The organism is Cellulomonas sp. (assembly GCF_017744555.1).
Taxonomy (GTDB): Bacteria; Actinomycetota; Actinomycetes; order Actinomycetales; family Cellulomonadaceae; genus Cellulomonas.
The window spans coordinates 369,215-388,448 of sequence record NZ_JAGIBD010000001.1 but is presented as its reverse complement, the minus strand read 5'-3'; the positions used below and the strand labels follow the sequence as shown (position 1 = coordinate 388,448).

Genomic DNA, 19,234 nt, shown 5'->3' with positions numbered 1-19,234 from the left:
CTAGGGTCGAACGGTCACAGTTTCCCCAGACGAGGACCGATGATGATCGAGGCCCAAGGCCTGACCAAGAAGTACGGCGCGAAGACCGCCGTGGACGGCATCTCGTTCACGGTGCAGCCCGGCAAGGTGACGGGCTTCCTCGGCCCGAACGGCGCCGGCAAGTCCACCACGATGCGCATGATCGTCGGGCTCGACCGCCCGACGGCCGGCACCGTCACCGTCAACGGCCGCCCCTACGCCCAGCACCGCTCGCCGCTGACCGAGGTCGGCGCCCTCCTGGAGGCCAAGGCCGTCCACACGGGCCGCAGCGCCAAGAACCACCTGCGTGCGCTCGCCGCGACGCACGGCATCGGCGACAAGCGCGTCAACGAGGTCATCGACATGACCGGCCTGCACGACGTGGCCAAGCGCCGCGTCGGCGGCTTCTCGCTCGGCATGGGCCAGCGACTCGGCATCGCCGTCGCGCTCCTCGGCGACCCGCGCACGCTCATCCTCGACGAGCCGGTCAACGGTCTCGACCCCGAGGGCGTGCTGTGGGTCCGCAACCTCGTGAAGTACCTCGCGTCGGAGGGCCGCACGGTCTTCCTGTCGTCGCACCTCATGAGCGAGATGGCCCTCACGGCCGACCACCTGGTAGTCATCGGCCGCGGCAAGATCATCACGGACGGCCCCGTCGAGCAGGTGGTCTCGCAGGCCACCCGCACCACGGTCAAGGTCCGCTCTCCGCAGGCGGCCCAGCTCGCGGAGCTGCTCGCGGCACCTGACGTCACGATCGCGTCCGACGAGCCCGGCCTGCTCGAGGTCCACGGCGCCACGGCCGAGGCGGTCGGCGAGGTCGCGGCGGCCGGCCGGATCGTGCTGCACGAGCTCACGCCGGTGCGCGGGTCGCTCGAGGAGGCGTACATGAGCCTCACGCAGGACGCCGTCGAGTACCACTCGGCCGCGGTGCCGGACACGCAGGGCACATCCAGCGCAGCCACGACCTCCGAGGAGAACGCCCGATGAGCACCACCACCGTCGCCCCCGCGCGGGCCGAGGTGTCGCGCCCGACGACGACGCACAAGCTGTCGTTCGGCCACCTGCTCAAGTCCGAGTGGATCAAGTTCTGGTCGGTCCGCTCGACCACGTGGACGCTGGCGATCACCGCGCTCGCGCTCGTCGGCTTCACGCTGCTGCTCACGCTGGCCATGGTCAACGCGCCGGACGACGCGGGCGCCCCGACCAACCCGCTCGACGCGTTCGGCCTCAACGTCTACCTCGGCCCGCTCGCGGTCGCCGTGCTCGGCGCCCTGTCGATCACGGGCGAGTACACGACGGGCATGATCCGCTCGAGCCTGACTGCCGAGCCCCGCCGGACCCCGGTGCTGTGGGCGAAGGCGCTCGTGCTGTTCGTCGTCGTGTTCGTCGTCGCGGCCGCGTCCACCGCCCTCGCGGCACTCCTGCAGGCCGCGATCTTCGGCGGCGACGGCATGACGGTCGACATCAACGACGCGCAGACCCTGCGGGCGCTGACCGGCTACGCGCTGTACATCGCGATGATCGGCCTGCTGTCGTTCGCGCTCGGTGCGCTCATGCGGCACTCGGCGGCGGCGATCGCAACCGTGCTCGGCGCCCTGCTGATCCTGCCGATCATGTTCAGCGCCATCCCGTGGGAGCCGCTGCACAAGATCATGCCGTTCCTGCCCAACGTGGCCGGTGCGCAGATCACGCAGACGAACGAGCAGATCGCGGCGATGGCGGCCGCTCAGCCCGACGTCATCACGCTGTCGGCGTGGGAGGGCTTCGGCGTCCTCGCCGGGTACGTGGTGATCCTGCTCGCCGCTGCGGCGGTGCTGCTCAAGCGCCGCGACGCCTGACGCCGGCGGGCTCGTCCCCCACCGACGACCGACGCCCGGTCGGACCTCCTGGTCCGGCCGGGCGTCGTCGTTGTTCGGGGCCGCCGGTCAGACGAGCTCGCCGAGCGCCTCCTCGGGCGTGCCCTCGACGGTCGCGGCGTCCTTGTTCAGCCGGGCCCAGAACACCCTCTCGCCGACGTTGCGCGCGAGCACGTGACCCGCGGCCAGGAACGTGAGCACCCCGACGGCGAGCACACCGATCGCGACCCAGTAGGGCGACGTGAGGCCGACGTGCTCCGCGAGCAGACCCGCGACGACCGGGGCGGGGGCGGCGAAGCCCCAGCGGACCAGGTTGAACGAGCCGGTCGTGACGCGCCGGTCGGGCGAGCCGGCCGCGAGCGCCAGGTCGGTGAGGTTCGCGTTGCAGATGCCCATGCAGACACCGGCGACGACGAGCACGAGCACGGACTGCGTGGTGCTGTGCGACGTGACGAGGCCGAACAGGGACGCGAGCAGCACGACGATCGCGATGCCGACGGTCTGCACGGCACCGATCCGGTGGGCCAGACGGTGGCCGACCACGAGGATGCCGAGCGCGAGGCCCACGCCCCAGGCGGTGAAGACGAACCCGAGCGGGATCACGTCGAGGCCGAGGAACACAGGCGTGAAGCCGAGCACGACGAAGAACACGAAGTTGTACGTCGCGGTGATGACGCACAGGATCACGAACGCGGGCCGCCGGAACGGCGTGAACACCTGGCCGAGCGTCAGCGGCGCGGGCTTCTCCGCGGGGTCCTTGAGCCGGGTGACCGACACCGTGAGCGCGACGATCATGAACACGCCGCACAGCAGGAACGGCACGCGCCAGCTGATCTCGCCGAGCAGGCCGCCGATGAGCGGGCCGATAGCGAAGCCGAGCCCGACGCACGTCTCGAACAGCTCGACCGCCCACGCGCGGTCGTTGGCCAGCGAGACGAGCAGCACCATCGCGGTCGCGAAGAACATCGCGTTGCCGAGCCCCCACAACCCGCGCAGTGCCGAGAGCTGACCGATGTTGCCGGTGAGCGAGGCGGCGATCGCGGCCACGGCGACGACGCTCACGCCTGTCGCGAGGATCTTCTTGTAGCCGAACTTGCCCGTGAGCATGACGGCCGGGATCATGCCGATCGCCATGACGGCGATGTAGGCGGTGAACAGGAGCTCGATCTGCCAGGTCGTCGCGCCGAGGTCGGCGCCGATGGCGGGCAGGATGGGATCGACGATCGCGATGCCCGCGATCGCGAAGAAGGCGGTGAGGGTGGTCGCGAAGATCGCGGTCTTGTTCGGTTCGTTGCGTGCGGAAGCCACAGGTGGACCCTTGGTATCTGTAGGGGACAGGTAATTTACCTGTATGCTACACCTAGATTTCGGACGCCGACACGGAGGTGACCCCTTGGACGATGCGATCCAGGACGTCGAGCTGCAGATCGCCCTCTTGCTGCGCCTCGCCGACCGCAACCGGCGCCGGACGGCACGCCTCGACGGCACGCTCGAACGGTCGGCCTACCTCGCGCTGCGGCAGCTCGCCGTGCACGGCCCCTGCGGCATCAACGAGATCGCCGACCACCTGCGGCTCGACGCCTCGACCGTCACGCGGCAGGTGCTCGCCATGGAGGCCGCCGGGCACGTGACGCGCGAGCGGGACGACCGCGACGGCCGCCGCGCGGTGGTCACGATGACGGACGCCGGCGCTGCGGCGCTCGCGCACACCCGGCAGGCCCGCGCCGAGGTGTACGACGACCTCCTCGCCGAGTGGTCACCGGACGACCGCCGCACGCTCGCCGCGATGCTCACGCGCCTCAACGACGACATGGACACCAGGGTCGGCCGGCCCGCCACCACCGCGACCCCGCCGGCCGGTACCCCGACGGCCCCGGACGCGGCGCCCGGCGACTGACCGCCTCTCCGGCTCCTCCCGGCGCCTCCGGCGGCCCGGGCGGCGGCCCCGGCACCCGGAGAACGTACTGGCGTGCCCGCGCACCTCGCCGCCCGACCGCCTCGCCGCCCGACCACCGGCCGCCCGTCCCGACCACCCAGCCGGCGCGGTTACCGTGACCCGGTGACCGACGCGCCCGCCCGCACCCGTCCCGCCCCGTTCGTCGGCGAGGTGCTGACCGTCGAACGGCTCTCGGCGTCGCTCGTCCGGGTCGTCGTCGGCGGTCCCGGGCTCGCCCGGTTCGAGCCGTCGCCGCATGCCGACTCCTACGTCAAGCTCGTCTTTCTCCCTCCGGCAGCCGGGACGGCTCGGCCTCTGCGTGACGACGGCCGGCTCGACCTCGACGCGGTCCGCGCGACGCTGCCGCCGGACCAGCAGCCACGCCAGCGGTCGTACACCGTCCGCGGGTTCGCCGACGGACGGCTCACCCTCGACCTGGTCGTGCACGGCGACGCCGGCCTCGCCGGACCGTGGGCCGACCGCGCCGCTCCCGGCGACGAGGTGCTGCTCGTCGGCCCCGGCGGCGCCTGGTCCCCCGACGAGTCCGCCGCGTCCCACCTGCTCGTCGGCGACCTCTCCGCCCTGCCCGCGATCGCCGTCGCAGTCGAGCGCCTCGCCGCCGACGCCGTGGGGCACGTCGTCGTCGAGGTCCACGGCCCCGAGGACGAGATCCCGCTCGACGTCCCGACCGACGTGCAGGTGCACTGGGTGCACACGGGCGACGGCGTCCCGGGCGCCGCGCTCGTCGACCACGTCACCGGCCTGCCGCCGTTGCCTGCACCCGTCAGCGCGTTCGTGCACGGCGAGGCCGGCGCCGTCCGCGACCTGCGCCGCCACCTGCGCGTCGACCGGGGGCTGGCCCGCGAGGACCTGTCGGTGTCGGGCTACTGGCGGCTCGGCGCCGACGACGAGGGCTGGCGGGCGACCAAGCGGACCTGGCTCGCCGGCATCGAGGAGTCCGAGCTCGCAGCGGGTCTCGTCTAGCGGCCCATCGCCCGAACGACGCAGCCGTCCGGGGCACGTCGAGCAACGCGCTCGGCCGTCCGACCGCTCGTCGCGCTACGTGCCCCCGCCCGGGTTCGAACCGGGACTGGGCCGGGTTTAAGCCGGCTGCCTCTGCCGATTGGGCTACGGGGGCTCCACCGGCGGCCTCATCCTGCCAGCCTGTGGCGCCCGGGATCCCCGCAGACGGCTCGAGCCCTCGACCCGGACAGGTCGAGGGCTCGGGACCGGTGGTCGGAACGCCGTCAGCTGGCGTTCTTCGCCTGCTGCTTCTCGGCGGGCGAACCCGGCTCCGCCTTGATGGCGGGGAGCGCGGGGTCCTTCTCGCCCGGCTCGACCGCACGCGGCTTCGGGGGGACCGACGCCTCGCGGAACTCCGCGCGCGGGTCGTGCAGCGCACCGAGCGCGACGACCTCACGACGCAGCAGGATCGAGCCCGTCCAGCCGGCCGCGATGCGGATCTTGCGGTTGAACGTCGGCATGGCCGCCACGTGGTACGTGCGGTGCAGCACCCACGCGAGGAAGCCACGGACCTTGATCCGGCCGAACATCTGCGCGACACCCTTGTACATGCCGAGCGACGCGACCGCGCCGATGTTCTTGTGCTTGTACTCGGTCGGCTCCGCCGAGCGCAGCACCCGGGCGAGGTTGTCGCCGAGGTGGTTGCCCTCGCGCAGCGCGTGCTGGGCGTTCGGGGGGCAGAACTTGCCGGGGTTGTAGAGGTCCGGCACGGCCGCGCAGTCACCGGCCGCGTACGCGTCCGCGACGACGACGCCGTCCGCGTCGACGACCTGGAGCTTGGCGTTCGTCGTGACACGACCGAGCTGGTCGAGCGGGAGGTCCGAGTTCTGCAGGACCGGGTTCGCCTTGACGCCGGCGGTCCACACGATCGTCTCGGCGTCGAACTCCGTCTTGTTCGACAGGACCACGTGGCCGTCGACGCACGAGCTGAGGAACGTCGACAGGTGGATCTCGATGTTGCGCTTGCGCAGCTGCTCGAGCGTGTAGCCGCCGAGCTCCTCGCTCACCTCGGGGAGGATCCGCGGCGAGCCCTCGACGAGCACGAACCGGAGCTCGTCCTGCTCGATGGCCTTGTAGTACTTCACGGCGACCCGGGCCATGTCCTCGACCTCGGCGAGCGCCTCGATACCGGCGAAGCCGCCGCCGACGAACACGAACGTCAGCATGCGCTTGCGCAGCTCGGGGTCCCAGGTGGACGACGCGACGTCGATCCGGTTGAGCACGTGGTTGCGCAGGGCGATGGCCTCTTCGACGTTCTTGAAGCCGATGCCGTTCTCCGCGAGGCCGGGGATGGGCAGCGTGCGGGCGACCGAGCCGAGGCCGACGACCAGGTGGTCGTAGGTGATCCAGTACGGCTCACCCTCCTCGGGCGTGATCTCGACCGTGCGCTCGGCGTGGTGGATCTGCGACACCTTGCCCTGCAGCACGTCGACGCCCTTGAGCGCGCGGCGGTGGGGGGCGACGACGTTGCGGGCGTCGATCGAGCCGGCGGCCGTCTCGGGCAGGAAGGGCGCGTAGGTCATGTACGGGCGCGGGTCGACGACGACGATGGCCGCCTCGCGCTTGCCGAGGCGCTTGCGCAGCCGGCGGGCCGTGTAGAGACCGACCGTGCCGCCGCCGAGGACGACGACGCGCGGGACCTTGCGGGGCTTGGGCTGCCGAGGTGCCGTGGTGCCGGACGGGGATGCGTCAGCGGGTGCAGGGACGGTCTGGGGCATGTATTCACGGTATCGCCGCCCGACTTTTACCGCCTCATCGTCGGACGGTGACGCTGCGCACACCGCCTGGGCGCCCGCTGTGCGCCCCCTGACACGTCGCCGTCACGGGTCACCCGGAGGGCGGGACGGCACCCGCGGCGATGACGTCGCGGTACCACAGGGCGCTCGACTTGGGGGTCCGCTCCTGGGTGTCGAAGTCGACGTGCACCATCCCCCAGCGCTGCGTCAGGCCCTCCGCCCACTCGAAGTTGTCGAGCAGCGACCACACGTAGTACGCCCGCAGGTCGACGCCGTCCTGGATCGCCCGGGCCGCCTGCTGGAAGTGCGCGCGCAGGAACTCGGTGCGGTCGTCGTCCTGCGTCGTCCCCTGCGGCGTGGGGTCGGGGATCCCGTTCTCCGTGATGATCAGCGGCGGGGCGTCCGGGTAGTCGCGGGTCAGCCGCGTGAGCACGTCGTACAGACCCTCCGGCCGGATCTGCTGCCACGGGGCGTCCGACTGCGGCGCGATCGTCACGACGTTGCCCGTGCGGTCGATGCCGGCGACGCCGTAGTACTGGACGGCGAGCACGTCGAGCGGCTCGCTGATCGCGTCGAGGTCCCCCGGCAGCACGAGTGCCTCGAACGCGGCCCGGTCGGCGTGGATCTGGCCGGCCTTGTCGCCGATGGCGTCCTCCGGGTACGCACCGACGAGCACGGGGTCGAGGTAGAGCCGGTTCTCGACCGCGTCCGCCCTCGTCGTCGGCTGCTCCGCACCCATGCCCGCCGGGTACACGGGCAGCAGGTTGAGCGCGATCCCGATGCCGCCCTGCGCACCGCTCTCCCGGAACCGTCGCACCGCCAGACCGTGGCCGAGCAGCTGGTGGTGGACGGCCGCGACCTGCTGCTCGACGTCGTTCGCGCCCGGAGCGTGGTACGGCGAGCCGTAGCCGACGGCGGCGGTCGTCTTCGGCTCGTTGATCGTCAGCCACGTCGCGTCGACGTCCCCGAGCGCGTCGAACATGACCGCCGCGTAGTCCGCGAACCGCTCGGCGGTGTCCCGGACCGCCCAGCCACCCGCGTCCTGGAGGGGCTGCGGCAGGTCCCAGTGGTACAGCGTGATCGCCGGCGTGATGCCTCGCTCCCCCAAGCCGTCGACGAGCCGGCGGTAGAAGTCGACGCCGGGCTGGTTCACCGGTCCCGAGCCCGTCGGCTGGATCCTCGGCCACGCGACCGAGAACCGGTACGACCGCAGGCCCAGGTCCGACATGAGGTCGAGGTCCTGCTCCCACCGGCGGTAGTGGTCCGCCGCCGGGTCGCCCGTCGCGCCGCCTGCGATGTTCCCCGGGACGGCGGCGAACGTGTCCCAGATGGAGGCGCCCCGGCCGTCCGCCTTCGTCGAGCCCTCGACCTGGAACGCTGAGGTCGCGGCGCCGAAGACGAACGCGGCGGGGAACGTCATCGGTTGCGCCGGTGGGGTCCACGCCGACGGCGTCGGTGCCGGCGACGCCGACGGGGCGTCGGTGCGCTCGTCCGGGGTGCACGCCGCCAGGGCGCCCAGGGCGACGAGGCCGCCGCCGAGCCGCAGGGCGGTGCGGCGGTCCACCGGGACGCCCCACGGGCGGGTCGTCGATCGCGGTCGGTCCGGCATGTCGCTGCTCCTCGTCGAGCGGGTGGGCCTCGGTGGGCAGCGCTCCCTGGGAGCGCTCTCACCGTGCGGACACATCTTCCCACCTGCACGGACGCGGCGAAAGCCCGGAGACAACGGGCCGCGTGCGCTCCCGCCCCTGGCGTCGGCGAGGCGCGTACGTTGGCGCCCGACGGGGTCGACCGCAGCCGCGATCTCGCGCTCAGCCGGCCGCTGCGACGGGCGTCACGGCGTCGGCGCCGAAGTCGAGCCAGGCTGCGCCCCCGTCGGCGTCGGTACGGAACCCGCGGACGGCTCACCCGACGCGCTCACCGTGCCGTCCGCCGGGGCGAGGGGCGCGACGCCGCGTCCGGCGAGCGCCGGGGCCTTCGCGAACGGCCACGGCGGCGTCGAGGCGGACACGCCGGCCTGCAGCACGGGCGCTCCGTCGTCGTCGTGCTCGAACTGCGTCGTCGGCGCCCCGCGCAGCGGGTACACGTTCCAGCGGGACCGGCCGTCAGCGTCCGCCGCGGGCACGAACGACCACGGCTCCGTGGACTCGGGGAACCAGAACTGGTCGTAGCCGTTGTCGAACGTGGTGCGGACCGGGCGGCCGCGGTCGTCGTACACCTGCACGTCCTGGAGCGGGTTGCCCTGCGCGTCGTAGACGAACAGGTTGCTCACCTGGATCCCGTCGACGACCACGCCGTCCACGGGCCTGTCCTCGTAGACCGTCTGCGTGCCCCCGTTGAACGCACCCGAGGCCCATGCGCGGTACACGTCCTCGGCCTGTGCGGCCCGGCTGCTCATCGTGGCGAGCACGGGCAGGATCGCGACCACCGCGACGATGTTGGTGAGCACCGGCACCCACCGCGTGCTGCGCGACTGGAACCACGCGCCGCGACCCCACTGCACGCTCGCCACGACGAGGCCGCCGAGCACCACCCACTCCGCGAGCTCCCCGACCCGCAGCCCCATGCGCTGGGGTCCGAGCACCAGCGCCGTGGCGACCTGCAGGACGAGCCACGCACGCAGCACCCACCACACGGGGCGCAGGGCGACGAGGAACGACTCGGTCGACGGCCACCACGCCTGCCTCCGCAGCCACGCGAGCATCCTCCGGCCGACCCGCTGCGACTGCTCGACGGGGTCCGGGAACAGTCGCTCCCACCGCGACGCGGGGCGGCCGGCGGTCGGCAGCCCGGCGGCGGCTCGCAGCTCGTCGGCGTACGCCTCGGGCGTGCCGAACTGCTCGACGAGCCCTCGGCCGTGCGACGCGCGCCGCTCGTCGGCGAGGGCGTCCGCGAGGTCGGCCTCGAGGTCGTCGGTCAGGTCGTCGACCTGCTCCTGCGAGAGTCCGACGAGGCTGCGCCGCACCGCGACCGCGTAGGCGGCGACGTCCAGGTCCTCCGTGAGCACGCTCATCGCACGGTCTCCGTCCCGAGCAGCCGGGCCATGGTGCCCGCGAACTCCTGCCAGTCCTTGCGCTGCGCCTCGAGCATCGCCCGGCCTTGCGCGTTGATGCCGTAGTACTTGCGGTGCGGGCCCTCGTCGCTCGGCACGACGTAGGACGTGAGCGCGCCCGACGAGTACAGCCGACGCAGCGTCCCGTACACCGACGCGTCGCCGACCTCCTCGATGCCGGCGTTGCGCAGCCGGCGGACGACGTCGTAGCCGTACCCGTCCTCGTCCGCGACCACGGCCAGCACGGCCAGGTCCAGCACGCCCTTGAGCAGCTGGGTGGTGTCCATGCGACCTCCCCTCGTCGAGCCGTGCGGCCCGACCGGGCGCCGCGAGCGTTGGTGCGGGGACCCCCTCCGGTCCCCGCCCTCCGGACGGTACTGCACACTGCGCACTACCGTCCAGCACGTCGGACCGGGTGTTGCGCGTGCGGTGCAGCCGAGGTGACGTCCCCGGCGCGAGAGGCGGGCTGCCGGTCGGCGATCCGACGCCGACGCGCGCTCCGCCAGCCGCCCACAGCCCTCGCTCGAACCACATCGGGCCCGCGCGGCCGGAACGCCGCCGCCCGTTGTCGGCGGGCAATCGTACATTTGTTCGAGGTGGAGACCTTGGCCTGAGGGGGGTGAGAGACGTGCAGATCGCTGGCACCGACGCGTCCTCACGACCGGTGGCCGTGTCGGCCGACGCGTCGTCGCGGTCGGTCGCCTTGCGGGCCGGCGCGCTCGAACGGCTCGACCTGGCTGACATGTCGGACGTCGAGCTCGTCGAGGCCGTCGCGGGGTGGCAGCAGATCATGTCTGCCGCGCTCGCGCGGCAAGGTGAGGTGATCCGTGAGCTCGCGGCCCGGTCTGCCGGGACCGCGGGCGGCCTGTACCTTCCCGAAGAGCTCGCCTGTGCGCTGGCAACGACGCGGCACGCCGCGGAGTTCGCCGTGCATCAGGCGGTCGCGCTCGGGACGCACCCGGCGCTGCACGATGCGCTCGTCGATGGTCGCATCGACGCACGCAAGGTGACCGCGGTGCTCGACGAGCTCCCGGGCAGCCTGAGCGACGATGTGCGACGGCAGGTGGTCCTGGACGCGGTCGCGCACGCGCGCGATCTCACGGCGCCGCAGCTGCGCCGCCACGTGCGCCGCACCGTCCTTCTGGCCTGTCCCAGGGAGGTGGAGGCACGTACGGCCCGCGCCCGACAGGACCGGCACGTCCGCCTCGAGTGGGGCGACGACGCCATGGCCTGGGTCAGCGCCTACCTCCCCGCGCCCGACGCCGTCGCCGTCTACACGGTCGTGGACGCCCTCGCCGGCACGTCGGCGCCGAGCGACGACGATCGCCACGTCGACCAGCGCCGGGCGGACGCGTTCGCGGACGTCTTCCGGCGGATCCTGGACTCGCAGGACGTGCCGGGAGTCGGCCCGCTCCCCCGACGGCACGGGCGGCGCGCAGCCGTCCAGGTGACCGTCGCCGCGACGACGCTCCTCGGCGTCGACGACGCACCTGCCGAACTGGGCTCGTACGGCCCGATCCCCGCGTCGATGGCTCGTGAGATCGCGCAGGACGCCACCTGGACGCGTGTGCTGACCGACCCGGCGACCGGGACCGCCGTCGAGGCCGGCGCCTCGACGTACCGGCCGGGCGCGGACCTGACACGCACGGTCATCGCGCGCGACGTCACGTGCACGTTCTTCGGGTGCCGCCAACCGGCGGCACGGTGCGACCTCGACCACGTCGTGCCGTTCCACGGATCCGGCCACGCCCAGCCACAGACCACGGCCGCCAACCTGCACGCCCTGTGCCGCCGTCACCACCAGGCGAAGACGCACGGCAACTGGTCCGTCGGCCGGGATCCGACGACGGGCAGCACCTGGTGGACCAGCCCGCTCGGCATCACGACCATCCGGCCCGCCGTGAGACTGGTCGCGTCACCGCAGCTGCTCGACCCCCACGCGCCTCGCACGCCGCCACCGACCCGCTCGCACACCCGCCCGCCGCCCGGTGAACCGCCGTTCTGACGACACGAGTCGCCACGGGCCGTGAGCCGACGCCACCCCGCGTCGTCGCCCGCTACCTCGCCTGCTGTGCGGTGCGCGCCGTCAAGCGGATGCGCGCGCCGTCGATCGGGTGCGGGCGGCGCTGTCGACCGGATGTGCGCGCCGTCAACCGGGTGCGGTCGTCGTCGACCGGGTGCGATCGTCGTCGACCGGGTGCAGGCGCCGTCGACCGGGTGCAGGCGTCGAGCGCGTGCAGGCGGCGCCGGGGCCGCGGCGGTCGGTGTCGTTCCGTGGCCCGCTCAGCGCTCGGCGGCGCTCCAGGCGATGCCGTCGAGGATGTCGTGCTCGGACGTGATGACCTCGGTCAGACGGCCTCCGGCGGCGGCGACGTCATCAACGACGCGGCTCACGACCTCGTGCCAGACGAGCGCGCCCGCGCCGATCACGTCGACCCGGCCGGGATGCATGAACTCGAGCTCCGCGCGCCGCTCGTGGGACCGGCCGAGCAGGTCGTCGCACGCGGCGAGGACGGTCTCGACCGGGAGGACGGCGCCGTCGATCCGGGCCGGCTGGTACGTCCGGAGGCCGAGCGCGTGCGCGGTCACGGTCGTCACCGAGCCCGCGAGACCCACGAGCGTCACGGCCTTGCCGAGCGGGACCACGGCCGCGGCCTCGTCGAGCGCGGCGCGCACGTCGGACCGGGCGGCCGCGATCTCGTCGGGCGTCGGCGGGTCGCCGAGCAGGTGGCGCTCGGTGATCCGGACGCAGCCGACGTCCATCGAGAACGCCGCCTCGGGCGCGGACGCGCCGAGCACGAGCTCCGTCGACCCGCCGCCGAGGTCCACCACGAGATACGGCCCGGGGTGCCGCGCCGCGAGGACGCCAGTAGCGCCGCGGAACGACAGCGCCGCCTCCTCCGTGCCCTCGACGACCTCGGGCTCGACACCCAGCGCGTCCCGCACGCCGGCGACGAACTCGTCCCGGTTCTCCGCGTCGCGCGACGCCGACGTCGCCACGAACCGCACCGCCTCGACGCCGAGGTCGTCGCAGATCCGCCCGTAGCGCTGAGCCGCGTCGAGCGTCCGAGCCATCGCCTCGGGGGCGATCCGCCCCGTGCGGTCGACGCCCTGGCCGAGCCGCACCACCTCCATGCGGCGGTCCAGGTCGACGAGCGTGCCGGCCGTCCGGTCGACGTCCGCGACGAGCAGACGGATGGAGTTGGTCCCGCAGTCGATGGCAGCCACACGCGTCACGCCGGTCATCCTCGCACCGCACGTGCACCAGCTCGGCACGTGCTCCGGTTCAGCACGTGCACCGGTCCGGACGCCACTCGTCGCTGATCAGCGCAAGCGCCTCGTCGCCGACCGGGTTCACGCCCGGCCCGGCCGCGAGCGCATGCCCGACGAGCACGTGCAGGCACTTCACCCGCGTCGGCATCCCGCCCGCGGAGATCCCCGCGATCTCCTCGACGTGCCCGAGGGCCTCCCGGTCGGCGAGGTACGCCTCGTGCGCGCGCCGGTGACCGGCGGCGAGCTCCTCGTCGTCCGCGAGGCGGGCCGTCATCTCCTTCATCACGCCGGACGCCTCGAGCGTGCTCACCGCCGCCACCGCGGGCGGGCACGTCAGGTAGTACGTCGTCGGGAACGGTGTCCCGTCGTCGAGCCGCGGTGCCGTGCGGACCACGAGCGGACGGCCGCACACGCACCGCGCCGCGATGCCGACCACGCCGCGCGGCGGGCGACCGAGCTGCTCGGCCAGGACGGCGAGGTCCTGGTCGGTGACGGTCGTGTCGGAGGTCGGGGCCATGCGGGGTCCTGTTCGCGTGGGGCTGCCGTGGCGGCGCCGGCGGGGAGGTCGGTCCATTCTGCCCCGCGCGCGCCGCCTGCTCGTCACCCCCGGGTCGCCGGGGCCGTCACGCGGCGTCGGTCCAGATCAGCCGGCGGCGCGCGTCACACGCCGGCGATCCCAGTGAGCCGGAGGCGCGTCATACGCCGGCGATCCCAGTCAGCCGGCGGCGCGTCACACGCCGGCGATCCCGGTCAGCCGGCGGCGCGTCACACGCCGACGATCCCAGTCAGCCGGCGGCGCGTCACACGCCGGCGATCCCGGTCAGCCGGCGGCGCGTCACACGCCGGCGATCCCGGTCAGCCGGCGGCGGGTGTGGGGTCGGTCGTCGTGGGATCCGAGGCCGGCGGGGTGGTGCTGGCGTCCGGCGCGGTGGTCGCGGGCGTCGTCCCCGCGATCTGCACCGAGTCCCACACCGACGTGTACCAGGGCCGCGTGACGTCCTCGCCCTGCACGGTCGCCGCAGGGCCCGACGATGTCACCGGGGTGTCCGGGACGGTCTCCGGGTCCTTCACGCGGAACGCCATCTCGCCGGGCATCACGAACGACAGCCGCTCGCGGGCCTGCGCGATGACGTACGCGCTGTCGTCCCAGCGCTTGAGGTCGGCGCGCAGGTCGTCGTTGCGGGCCTGGGCGGTCGCCACCTCGCGGCGCAGGTCCTCGAGGTCCTGCCGCTGCTGCAGGTACGAGTGCAGCGTCGGCGACACGAGGATGAACGCGAGCAGCACGACGAGCGAGAACACGAGCACCCGCACGCTGAACAGCCGGGGCAGGCGGACCTGCACGCGCTCGGCGCGCTGCGTGCCGCGGGCAGGTGTGGCCGTCCGGGACGCAGGGCGGGACGCGCCCGAGCGGGCCGCCGGTCCGCGGGCCGACGACGGTCCGGCGCCGACGCGCGGCGTCGCACCGGAGCGCGGCGACGACGGGCGGACGGCCGTCGGACGACCTGCCGCCGCGCGCGGCGTGCCCGACGAGGGGGTCGGCGGGCTCGACGGCGGGGTGGTCCTGGGCGGTGCCGGTCGCCGCCCGGGCGCACCCGGCTGCACCGGACGACGGGGGGCGGACATGCGTCGATTCTGCCTCGGAGGTCGCCCACCTGCGCGGACGTCGGATGGGCGCGCCGGGGTGGAACCGGGCGGCACGCCGCACGACACGCGGGCACCGGGCGCCGGGCGGGCACCGGGCGGGCACCGCGCACCGGACGGGCAGCGGGCGCCGGACGGGCACCGCGCACCGGACGGGCACCGCGCACCGGACGGGCATCGCGCACCCGGCGGGCACCGGGCGCCGCGCCTACTGACGCACGAGAGCGTGCGACCCGCTCGGGTCGCACGCTCTCGTGGTGGTGCAAGGGTCCGGGTCCGCGACGTCAGCCGCGTCCCCAGAGCCGGGTCACGCCTGGCGGAACCGCGGGAAGGCGGAACGGCCGGCGTAGCGGGCGGCGTCGTCCAGCTCCTCCTCGATGCGGAGCAGCTGGTTGTACTTGTTGATGCGCTCGCCACGGGCGGGGGCACCGGTCTTGATCTGGCCGGCGTTCGTCGCGACGGACAGGTCGGCGATGGTGGTGTCCTCGGTCTCGCCGGAGCGGTGCGAGGTCATCGTCGTGAAGCCGTTGCGCTGCGCCAGCGTCACCGCGTCGAGCGTCTCGGTGAGCGTGCCGATCTGGTTGAGCTTGACCAGCAGCGAGTTCGCGGCCTTGGTCTCGATGCCGCGGGCCAGACGCGTCGGGTTGGTGACGAACAGGTCGTCGCCGACGATCTGCACGCGGTCGCCGACCTCGGACACCAGCTGCGACCACGAGTCCCACTCGTCCTCGGACAGCGGGTCCTCGATGGAGACCAGCGGGTAGTCCCGGATGAGCTGCTCGTAGTACGAGATCATGAACTCGGGCGTCTGCGCCTTGCCCTCGAACTGGTAGGCGCCGTCCTTGAAGAACTCGGTGGACGCGACGTCGAGCGCGAGGCCGAGGTCGGTGCCGGGCGTGAAGCCGGCCTTCTCGATGGCCTCGAGGATGAGGTCGAGCGCGGCACGGTTCGACTCGAGGTTGGGGGCGAAGCCGCCCTCGTCGCCGAGGCCCGTCGCGAGGCCCTTGGCCTTCAGCACGGACTTGAGCGAGTGGTACACCTCGGCGCCGGTGCGCAGGGCCTCACGGAACGTCGTGGCGCCGATCGGGGCGACCATGAACTCCTGGATGTCGACGTTGGAGTCGGCGTGCGACCCACCGTTGAGGATGTTCATCATCGGGACGGGCAGCACGTGCGCGTTGGGGCCGCCGATGTAGCGGAACAGCGGCAGGTCGGCCGAGTCGGCCGCGGCCTTCGCGACGGCCAGCGAGACGCCCAGGATCGCGTTGGCGCCGAGCTTGCCCTTGTTCGGCGTGCCGTCGAGGTCGATGAGGGCCGCGTCCACGAGACGCTGCTCGGTGGCCTCGAAGCCGATGAGCTCGGGGGCGATCTCGTCGATGACCGCGTTGACGGCCTCCTCGACGCCCTTGCCCAGGTAGCGGGACTTGTCGCCGTCGCGACGCTCCACCGCCTCGAACGCGCCCGTGGAGGCGCCCGAGGGAACCGCTGCACGCGCGATGGTGCCGTCGTCGAGTGCCACCTCGACCTCGACAGTGGGATTGCCGCGAGAGTCAAGGATCTCGCGGGCGCCGACGGCCTCGATGCTGGCCATGCGTGCTCCTTCGACAGCAGGGTGGGTTTACGACCTCACCCTAGTGGGGCCCTGGGCGGGCCGTCGTGGGACGTCGGACCTTGGACAGCCCCGAACCGGACGGCTATGGGGTCGCAGTCGTGCGGTCCCGTCACACGGCCTGGGCGATCTTCTCCGTCTGCTCCTTGGCGTCCCCGAACAGCATCGACGTGTTCTCCCGGAAGAACAGCGGGTTCTGCACGCCCGCGTACCCGGTGGCCATCGACCGCTTGAACACGACGACCTGCTTGGCGTGCCACACCTCGAGCACGGGCATGCCCGCGATGGGCGAGCCGGGGTCGTCGAGCGCCGCCGGGTTGACGGTGTCGTTCGCGCCGATCACCAGCACGACGTCGGTGTCCCCGAAGTCGTCGTTGATCTCGTCCATCTCGAGCACGATGTCGTACGGCACCTTGGCCTCGGCGAGCAGCACGTTCATGTGCCCGGGCAGCCGTCCGGCGACGGGGTGCACACCGAACCGCACCTCGACCCCGCGGGCGCGCAGCTTCGCGACGAGGTCCGCCACCGGGTACTGCGCCTTCGCGACGGCCATGCCGTACCCGGGCGTGACGACGACCCGGCGCGCGTCGCGGAGCATGTCCGCGACGTCGACAGCGCTGACCTCGCGGTGCTCGCCGTAGTCGTGGTCGCCCGCGACGACGGTCCCCTCGGACGTGCCGAACCCGCCGAGGATGACGCTGATGAACGACCGGTTCATGGCCCGGCACATGATGTAGCTGAGGATCGCACCGGACGAGCCGACGAGCGCGCCCGTGACGATGAGCAGGTCGTTGCTCAGCATGAAGCCGGCTGCGGCGGCCGCCCAGCCGGAGTACGAGTTGAGCATCGACACGACGACGGGCATGTCCCCGCCGCCGATCGACGCGACCAGGTGCCAGCCGAGCGCGAGCGCGACGACCGTCATGAGGACGAGCGGCACGACCGAGTGCGACGCGATGAACCACCACAGGAGCCCTGCGGACGCGACGAGCGCGCCGAGGTTCATCCAGTTCCGGCCCGGGAGCGTGAGCGGGGCCGACGCGATCCTCGCCGACAGCTTCAGGTACGCGACGACCGAGCCCGTGAACGTCACCGCGCCGATGAGCACGCCGAGGAACACCTCGACGAGGTGGACCGCGTCGGGCGCCTCGGTGAGGAACGAGTTGTAGCCGACGAGCACGGCCGCCAGACCGACGAAGCTGTGCAGGATCGCGATGAGCTCGGGCATCTGCGTCATCTCGACGCGCCGCGCCTGCCACGTGCCGACGACCGCGCCGACCAGCAGCACGACGCCGATGAGCGCTGCCGTGGCCGACGCGGGCCGCTCGCTCGCGTCGAGCGACAGCGCGATCGTCGCGCCCAGCGCGAGGACCATGCCGATCATGCCGAGCGTGTTGCCCCGGCGGGCGCTCTCCTGGCGGGACAGCCCCGCGAGGCTGAGCACGAACAGCAGCGCGGCGAGGACGTAGACCGCCTGCGCGAGGGACGTCAGGGTCATCAGGCGTCCTTCCGGAACATGCGGATCATGCGGTTCGCGACGAGGAAGCCGCCGAAGATGTTGATGCTCGCGACCGCGGCGGCGACGCAGGCCAGGACCGTGACGAGCGGGTCGGACGAGCCGATCTGCAGGAGCGCGCCGACCAGGATGATGCCGGAGATCGCGTTCGTCTGGGCCATGAGCGGCGTGTGGAGCGAGTGGCTGACGTTCGAGATCACGTAGAACCCGACGACGACGGCCAGCACGAACACCGTGAAGTGCCCGAGGAACGCCGGCGGGGCGAACGAGATCGCGAGCGTGACGAGCACGGCCGCGAGACCCAGCCCGACCGTGCGCCGCTGACGTCGTCGGACCGCCGCCTCGTGCGCGACCTGCTCGGCGCGTGCGATCTCCTCGGAGGTCGGCGCGGTGTCCGACGGTCCCGGCATCGCCGCGGAGACGGCGACGGGCGGCGGCGGCCACATGAGCTCGCCCGCGCTGGTCACGGTCATGCCGCGCTGCACGGGGTCGTCGAGGTCGAGGACGAGCGCGCCGTCCTTGCCCGGGGTGAGCAGCTGCATCAGGTGCACGACGTTCGTGCCGAACAGCTGCGACGTGTGCTGCGGCAGACGTCCGGCGAGGTCCGTCCACCCGACGATCACGACGCCGTTGTCGGTCACGATGCGCTCACCCGGCACCGTCAGCTCGCAGTTGCCGCCGCCCGACGCCGCGAGGTCGACGATCACGCTGCCCGCCCGCATGCCCGCGACCATCTCGGCGGTGATCGTCCGCGGCGCCTGCCCCCGCACCAGCGCGGTCGTGATGACGACGTCCGCGTCGGCCGTCTCCCGTGCGTACACCTCGGCCGTGAGCCGCTCCTGCTCCTCGGTCAGCGCCGACGCGTACCCGTCCGCACTGACCTGCTGCTGGGCCTGGGCGGCCTGCACGAACGTCGCGCCCATCGACTCGATCTGCTCGCCGACCTCGGGCCGCACGTCGAACGCCCGCACCTGCGCGCCGAGGCTGTCGGCCGCGCCGATCGCCGCGAGCCCCGCGACACCCGCGCCGATCACGAACACCTTCGCGGGCGGCGTCTTGCCCGCCGCGGTCACCTGGCCGGCGAACATGCCGCCGTACTGCTCCGCGGCCTCGATGACGGCCCGGTAGCCGGCCACGTTCGACAGCGTCGAGAGCACGTCGAGGCTCTGCGCGCGCGAGATCCGCGGCACGGCGTCGAGCGACAGGGCCGTGACCCGTCGCGCGGCGAGCTTCTCGACGAGGTCCGCGCGGGTCGCCGGCGACAGCATCGCGACGAGCGTCGCGCCCGGCCGCATCGAGTCGACCTGCGTGCCCCACGGCGCGCCGACGGCCGTGACGACGTCGCTCCCCCACACCTGAGCCGCGTCGCCGATCACCGCACCGGCCGCCTCGTACGCCGCGTCGGAGAACGTCGCCTCCGCGCCCGCACCCGCCTCGACCACCACGTCGTAGCCGAGCGCGCGCAGCTGGCCGACGGTCTTCGGGGTCGCTGCCACCAGTCGCTCACCGGCGCGTATCTCCCGGGGGACACCGATCGTCGTCACACGTGCCTCCAGTCGTGCTGTGCGGTCCAGTCG

At 73.0% G+C, this 19,234-nt stretch carries 16 protein-coding genes and 1 tRNA gene; 5 read left to right on the top strand and 12 right to left on the bottom strand.

What is annotated here, in order from left to right:
- Positions 1–42 precede the first annotated feature (42 nt).
- Both J7523_RS01750 and J7523_RS01745 read left to right on the top strand, forming a co-directional pair.
- Entirely contained in the window at positions 43–1,005 is a 963-nt protein-coding gene (locus J7523_RS01750; protein WP_291881501.1) for an ABC transporter ATP-binding protein, read from the top strand.
- Positions 1,002–1,856: an ABC transporter permease subunit gene (locus J7523_RS01745; RefSeq protein ID WP_291881500.1), complete on the top strand. Its 855-nt coding sequence runs from the start codon at positions 1,002–1,004 to the stop codon at positions 1,854–1,856. The genes J7523_RS01750 and J7523_RS01745 overlap by 4 nt, the downstream gene beginning before the upstream one ends.
- An 87-nt stretch (positions 1,857–1,943) precedes the next feature.
- Here the strand turns inward: J7523_RS01745 and J7523_RS01740 are convergent, their stop codons facing one another.
- The gene (locus tag J7523_RS01740) at positions 1,944–3,182 is read right to left on the bottom strand and encodes an MFS transporter (RefSeq protein WP_291881498.1); all 1,239 of its coding nucleotides are present in this window, start codon (positions 3,180–3,182) and stop codon (positions 1,944–1,946) included.
- A gap of 85 nt (positions 3,183–3,267) precedes the next feature.
- Here J7523_RS01740 and J7523_RS01735 point away from each other — a divergent pair, with 85 nt between their 5' ends.
- A complete protein-coding gene (locus J7523_RS01735) occupies positions 3,268–3,771 on the top strand; it encodes a MarR family transcriptional regulator (protein ID WP_291881496.1) in 504 nt (167 codons plus the stop codon).
- A gap of 162 nt (positions 3,772–3,933) precedes the next feature.
- Complete coding sequence (locus tag J7523_RS01730; protein ID WP_291881495.1) at positions 3,934–4,794, top strand: siderophore-interacting protein; 861 nt, start codon at positions 3,934–3,936, stop codon at positions 4,792–4,794.
- An 80-nt stretch (positions 4,795–4,874) separates the two neighbouring features.
- Here the strand turns inward: J7523_RS01730 and J7523_RS01725 are convergent.
- The 5 genes from J7523_RS01725 to J7523_RS01705 form a co-directional block, all read right to left on the bottom strand.
- Positions 4,875–4,948: transfer RNA gene (locus tag J7523_RS01725), tRNA-Leu, on the bottom strand.
- 109 nt (positions 4,949–5,057) lie between these two features.
- Entirely contained in the window at positions 5,058–6,551 is a 1,494-nt protein-coding gene (locus J7523_RS01720; RefSeq protein WP_291881492.1) for an FAD-dependent oxidoreductase, read from the bottom strand.
- A gap of 109 nt (positions 6,552–6,660) precedes the next feature.
- Positions 6,661–8,178 (bottom strand): GH1 family beta-glucosidase, encoded by a 1,518-nt coding sequence (locus tag J7523_RS01715; RefSeq protein WP_291881491.1) that lies wholly within the window; start codon positions 8,176–8,178, stop codon positions 6,661–6,663.
- Between the two features lie 222 nt (positions 8,179–8,400).
- Positions 8,401–9,579 carry a hypothetical protein gene (locus J7523_RS01710; protein ID WP_291881488.1) on the bottom strand — a complete coding sequence of 393 codons (1,179 nt, stop codon included), beginning with the start codon at positions 9,577–9,579 and terminating at the stop codon, positions 8,401–8,403.
- Positions 9,576–9,905, bottom strand: coding sequence for a PadR family transcriptional regulator (locus J7523_RS01705; RefSeq protein WP_291881487.1), 330 nt, complete (start codon positions 9,903–9,905; stop codon positions 9,576–9,578). Before J7523_RS01705 ends, J7523_RS01710 begins: the two co-directional genes overlap by 4 nt.
- A gap of 341 nt (positions 9,906–10,246) precedes the next feature.
- Between J7523_RS01705 and J7523_RS01700 the strand changes: the two genes are divergently transcribed.
- Positions 10,247–11,623, top strand: a complete 1,377-nt coding sequence (locus tag J7523_RS01700; protein WP_291881486.1) for an HNH endonuclease signature motif containing protein — start codon at positions 10,247–10,249, stop codon at positions 11,621–11,623.
- Between the two features lie 278 nt (positions 11,624–11,901).
- On the opposite strand, the gene J7523_RS01695 is transcribed toward J7523_RS01700, so the two are convergent.
- The 6 genes from J7523_RS01695 to J7523_RS01670 all read right to left on the bottom strand — a co-directional run bounded on the left by J7523_RS01695 (position 11,902) and on the right by J7523_RS01670 (position 19,201).
- Entirely contained in the window at positions 11,902–12,855 is a 954-nt protein-coding gene (locus J7523_RS01695; RefSeq protein ID WP_291881485.1) for a Ppx/GppA phosphatase family protein, read from the bottom strand.
- Between the two features lie 49 nt (positions 12,856–12,904).
- Positions 12,905–13,408, bottom strand: a complete 504-nt coding sequence (locus tag J7523_RS01690; RefSeq protein WP_291881483.1) for a DUF501 domain-containing protein — start codon at positions 13,406–13,408, stop codon at positions 12,905–12,907.
- 338 nt (positions 13,409–13,746) lie between these two features.
- Positions 13,747–14,514, bottom strand: a complete 768-nt coding sequence (locus J7523_RS01685; RefSeq protein WP_291881482.1) for a septum formation initiator family protein — start codon at positions 14,512–14,514, stop codon at positions 13,747–13,749.
- 325 nt (positions 14,515–14,839) lie between these two features.
- Entirely contained in the window at positions 14,840–16,123 is a 1,284-nt protein-coding gene (gene eno, locus J7523_RS01680; protein WP_291881480.1) for a phosphopyruvate hydratase, read from the bottom strand.
- A 130-nt stretch (positions 16,124–16,253) separates the two neighbouring features.
- Positions 16,254–17,639, bottom strand: coding sequence for a Re/Si-specific NAD(P)(+) transhydrogenase subunit beta (gene pntB, locus J7523_RS01675; protein ID WP_291881478.1), 1,386 nt, complete (start codon positions 17,637–17,639; stop codon positions 16,254–16,256).
- Positions 17,639–19,201 carry a Re/Si-specific NAD(P)(+) transhydrogenase subunit alpha gene (locus J7523_RS01670; protein ID WP_291881477.1) on the bottom strand — a complete coding sequence of 521 codons (1,563 nt, stop codon included), beginning with the start codon at positions 19,199–19,201 and terminating at the stop codon, positions 17,639–17,641. The genes pntB and J7523_RS01670 overlap by 1 nt, the downstream gene beginning before the upstream one ends.
- Positions 19,202–19,234 lie beyond the last annotated feature (33 nt).

Bases quoted from the DNA above. Each gene is read 5' to 3' on its own strand.
- J7523_RS01750 (WP_291881501.1), top strand. From the start codon at position 43: ATGATCGAGGCCCAAGGCCTGACCAAGAAGTACGGCGCGAAGACCGCC.
- J7523_RS01745 (WP_291881500.1), top strand. From the start codon at position 1,002: ATGAGCACCACCACCGTCGCCCCCGCGCGGGCCGAGGTGTCGCGCCCG.
- J7523_RS01720 (WP_291881492.1), bottom strand. From the start codon at position 6,551: ATGCCCCAGACCGTCCCTGCACCCGCTGACGCATCCCCGTCCGGCACC.
- J7523_RS01715 (WP_291881491.1), bottom strand. From the start codon at position 8,178: ATGCCGGACCGACCGCGATCGACGACCCGCCCGTGGGGCGTCCCGGTG.
- J7523_RS01710 (WP_291881488.1), bottom strand. From the start codon at position 9,579: ATGAGCGTGCTCACGGAGGACCTGGACGTCGCCGCCTACGCGGTCGCG.
- J7523_RS01705 (WP_291881487.1), bottom strand. From the start codon at position 9,905: ATGGACACCACCCAGCTGCTCAAGGGCGTGCTGGACCTGGCCGTGCTG.
- J7523_RS01690 (WP_291881483.1), bottom strand. From the start codon at position 13,408: ATGGCCCCGACCTCCGACACGACCGTCACCGACCAGGACCTCGCCGTC.
- J7523_RS01685 (WP_291881482.1), bottom strand. From the start codon at position 14,514: ATGTCCGCCCCCCGTCGTCCGGTGCAGCCGGGTGCGCCCGGGCGGCGA.
- eno (WP_291881480.1), bottom strand. From the start codon at position 16,123: ATGGCCAGCATCGAGGCCGTCGGCGCCCGCGAGATCCTTGACTCTCGC.
- pntB (WP_291881478.1), bottom strand. From the start codon at position 17,639: ATGACCCTGACGTCCCTCGCGCAGGCGGTCTACGTCCTCGCCGCGCTG.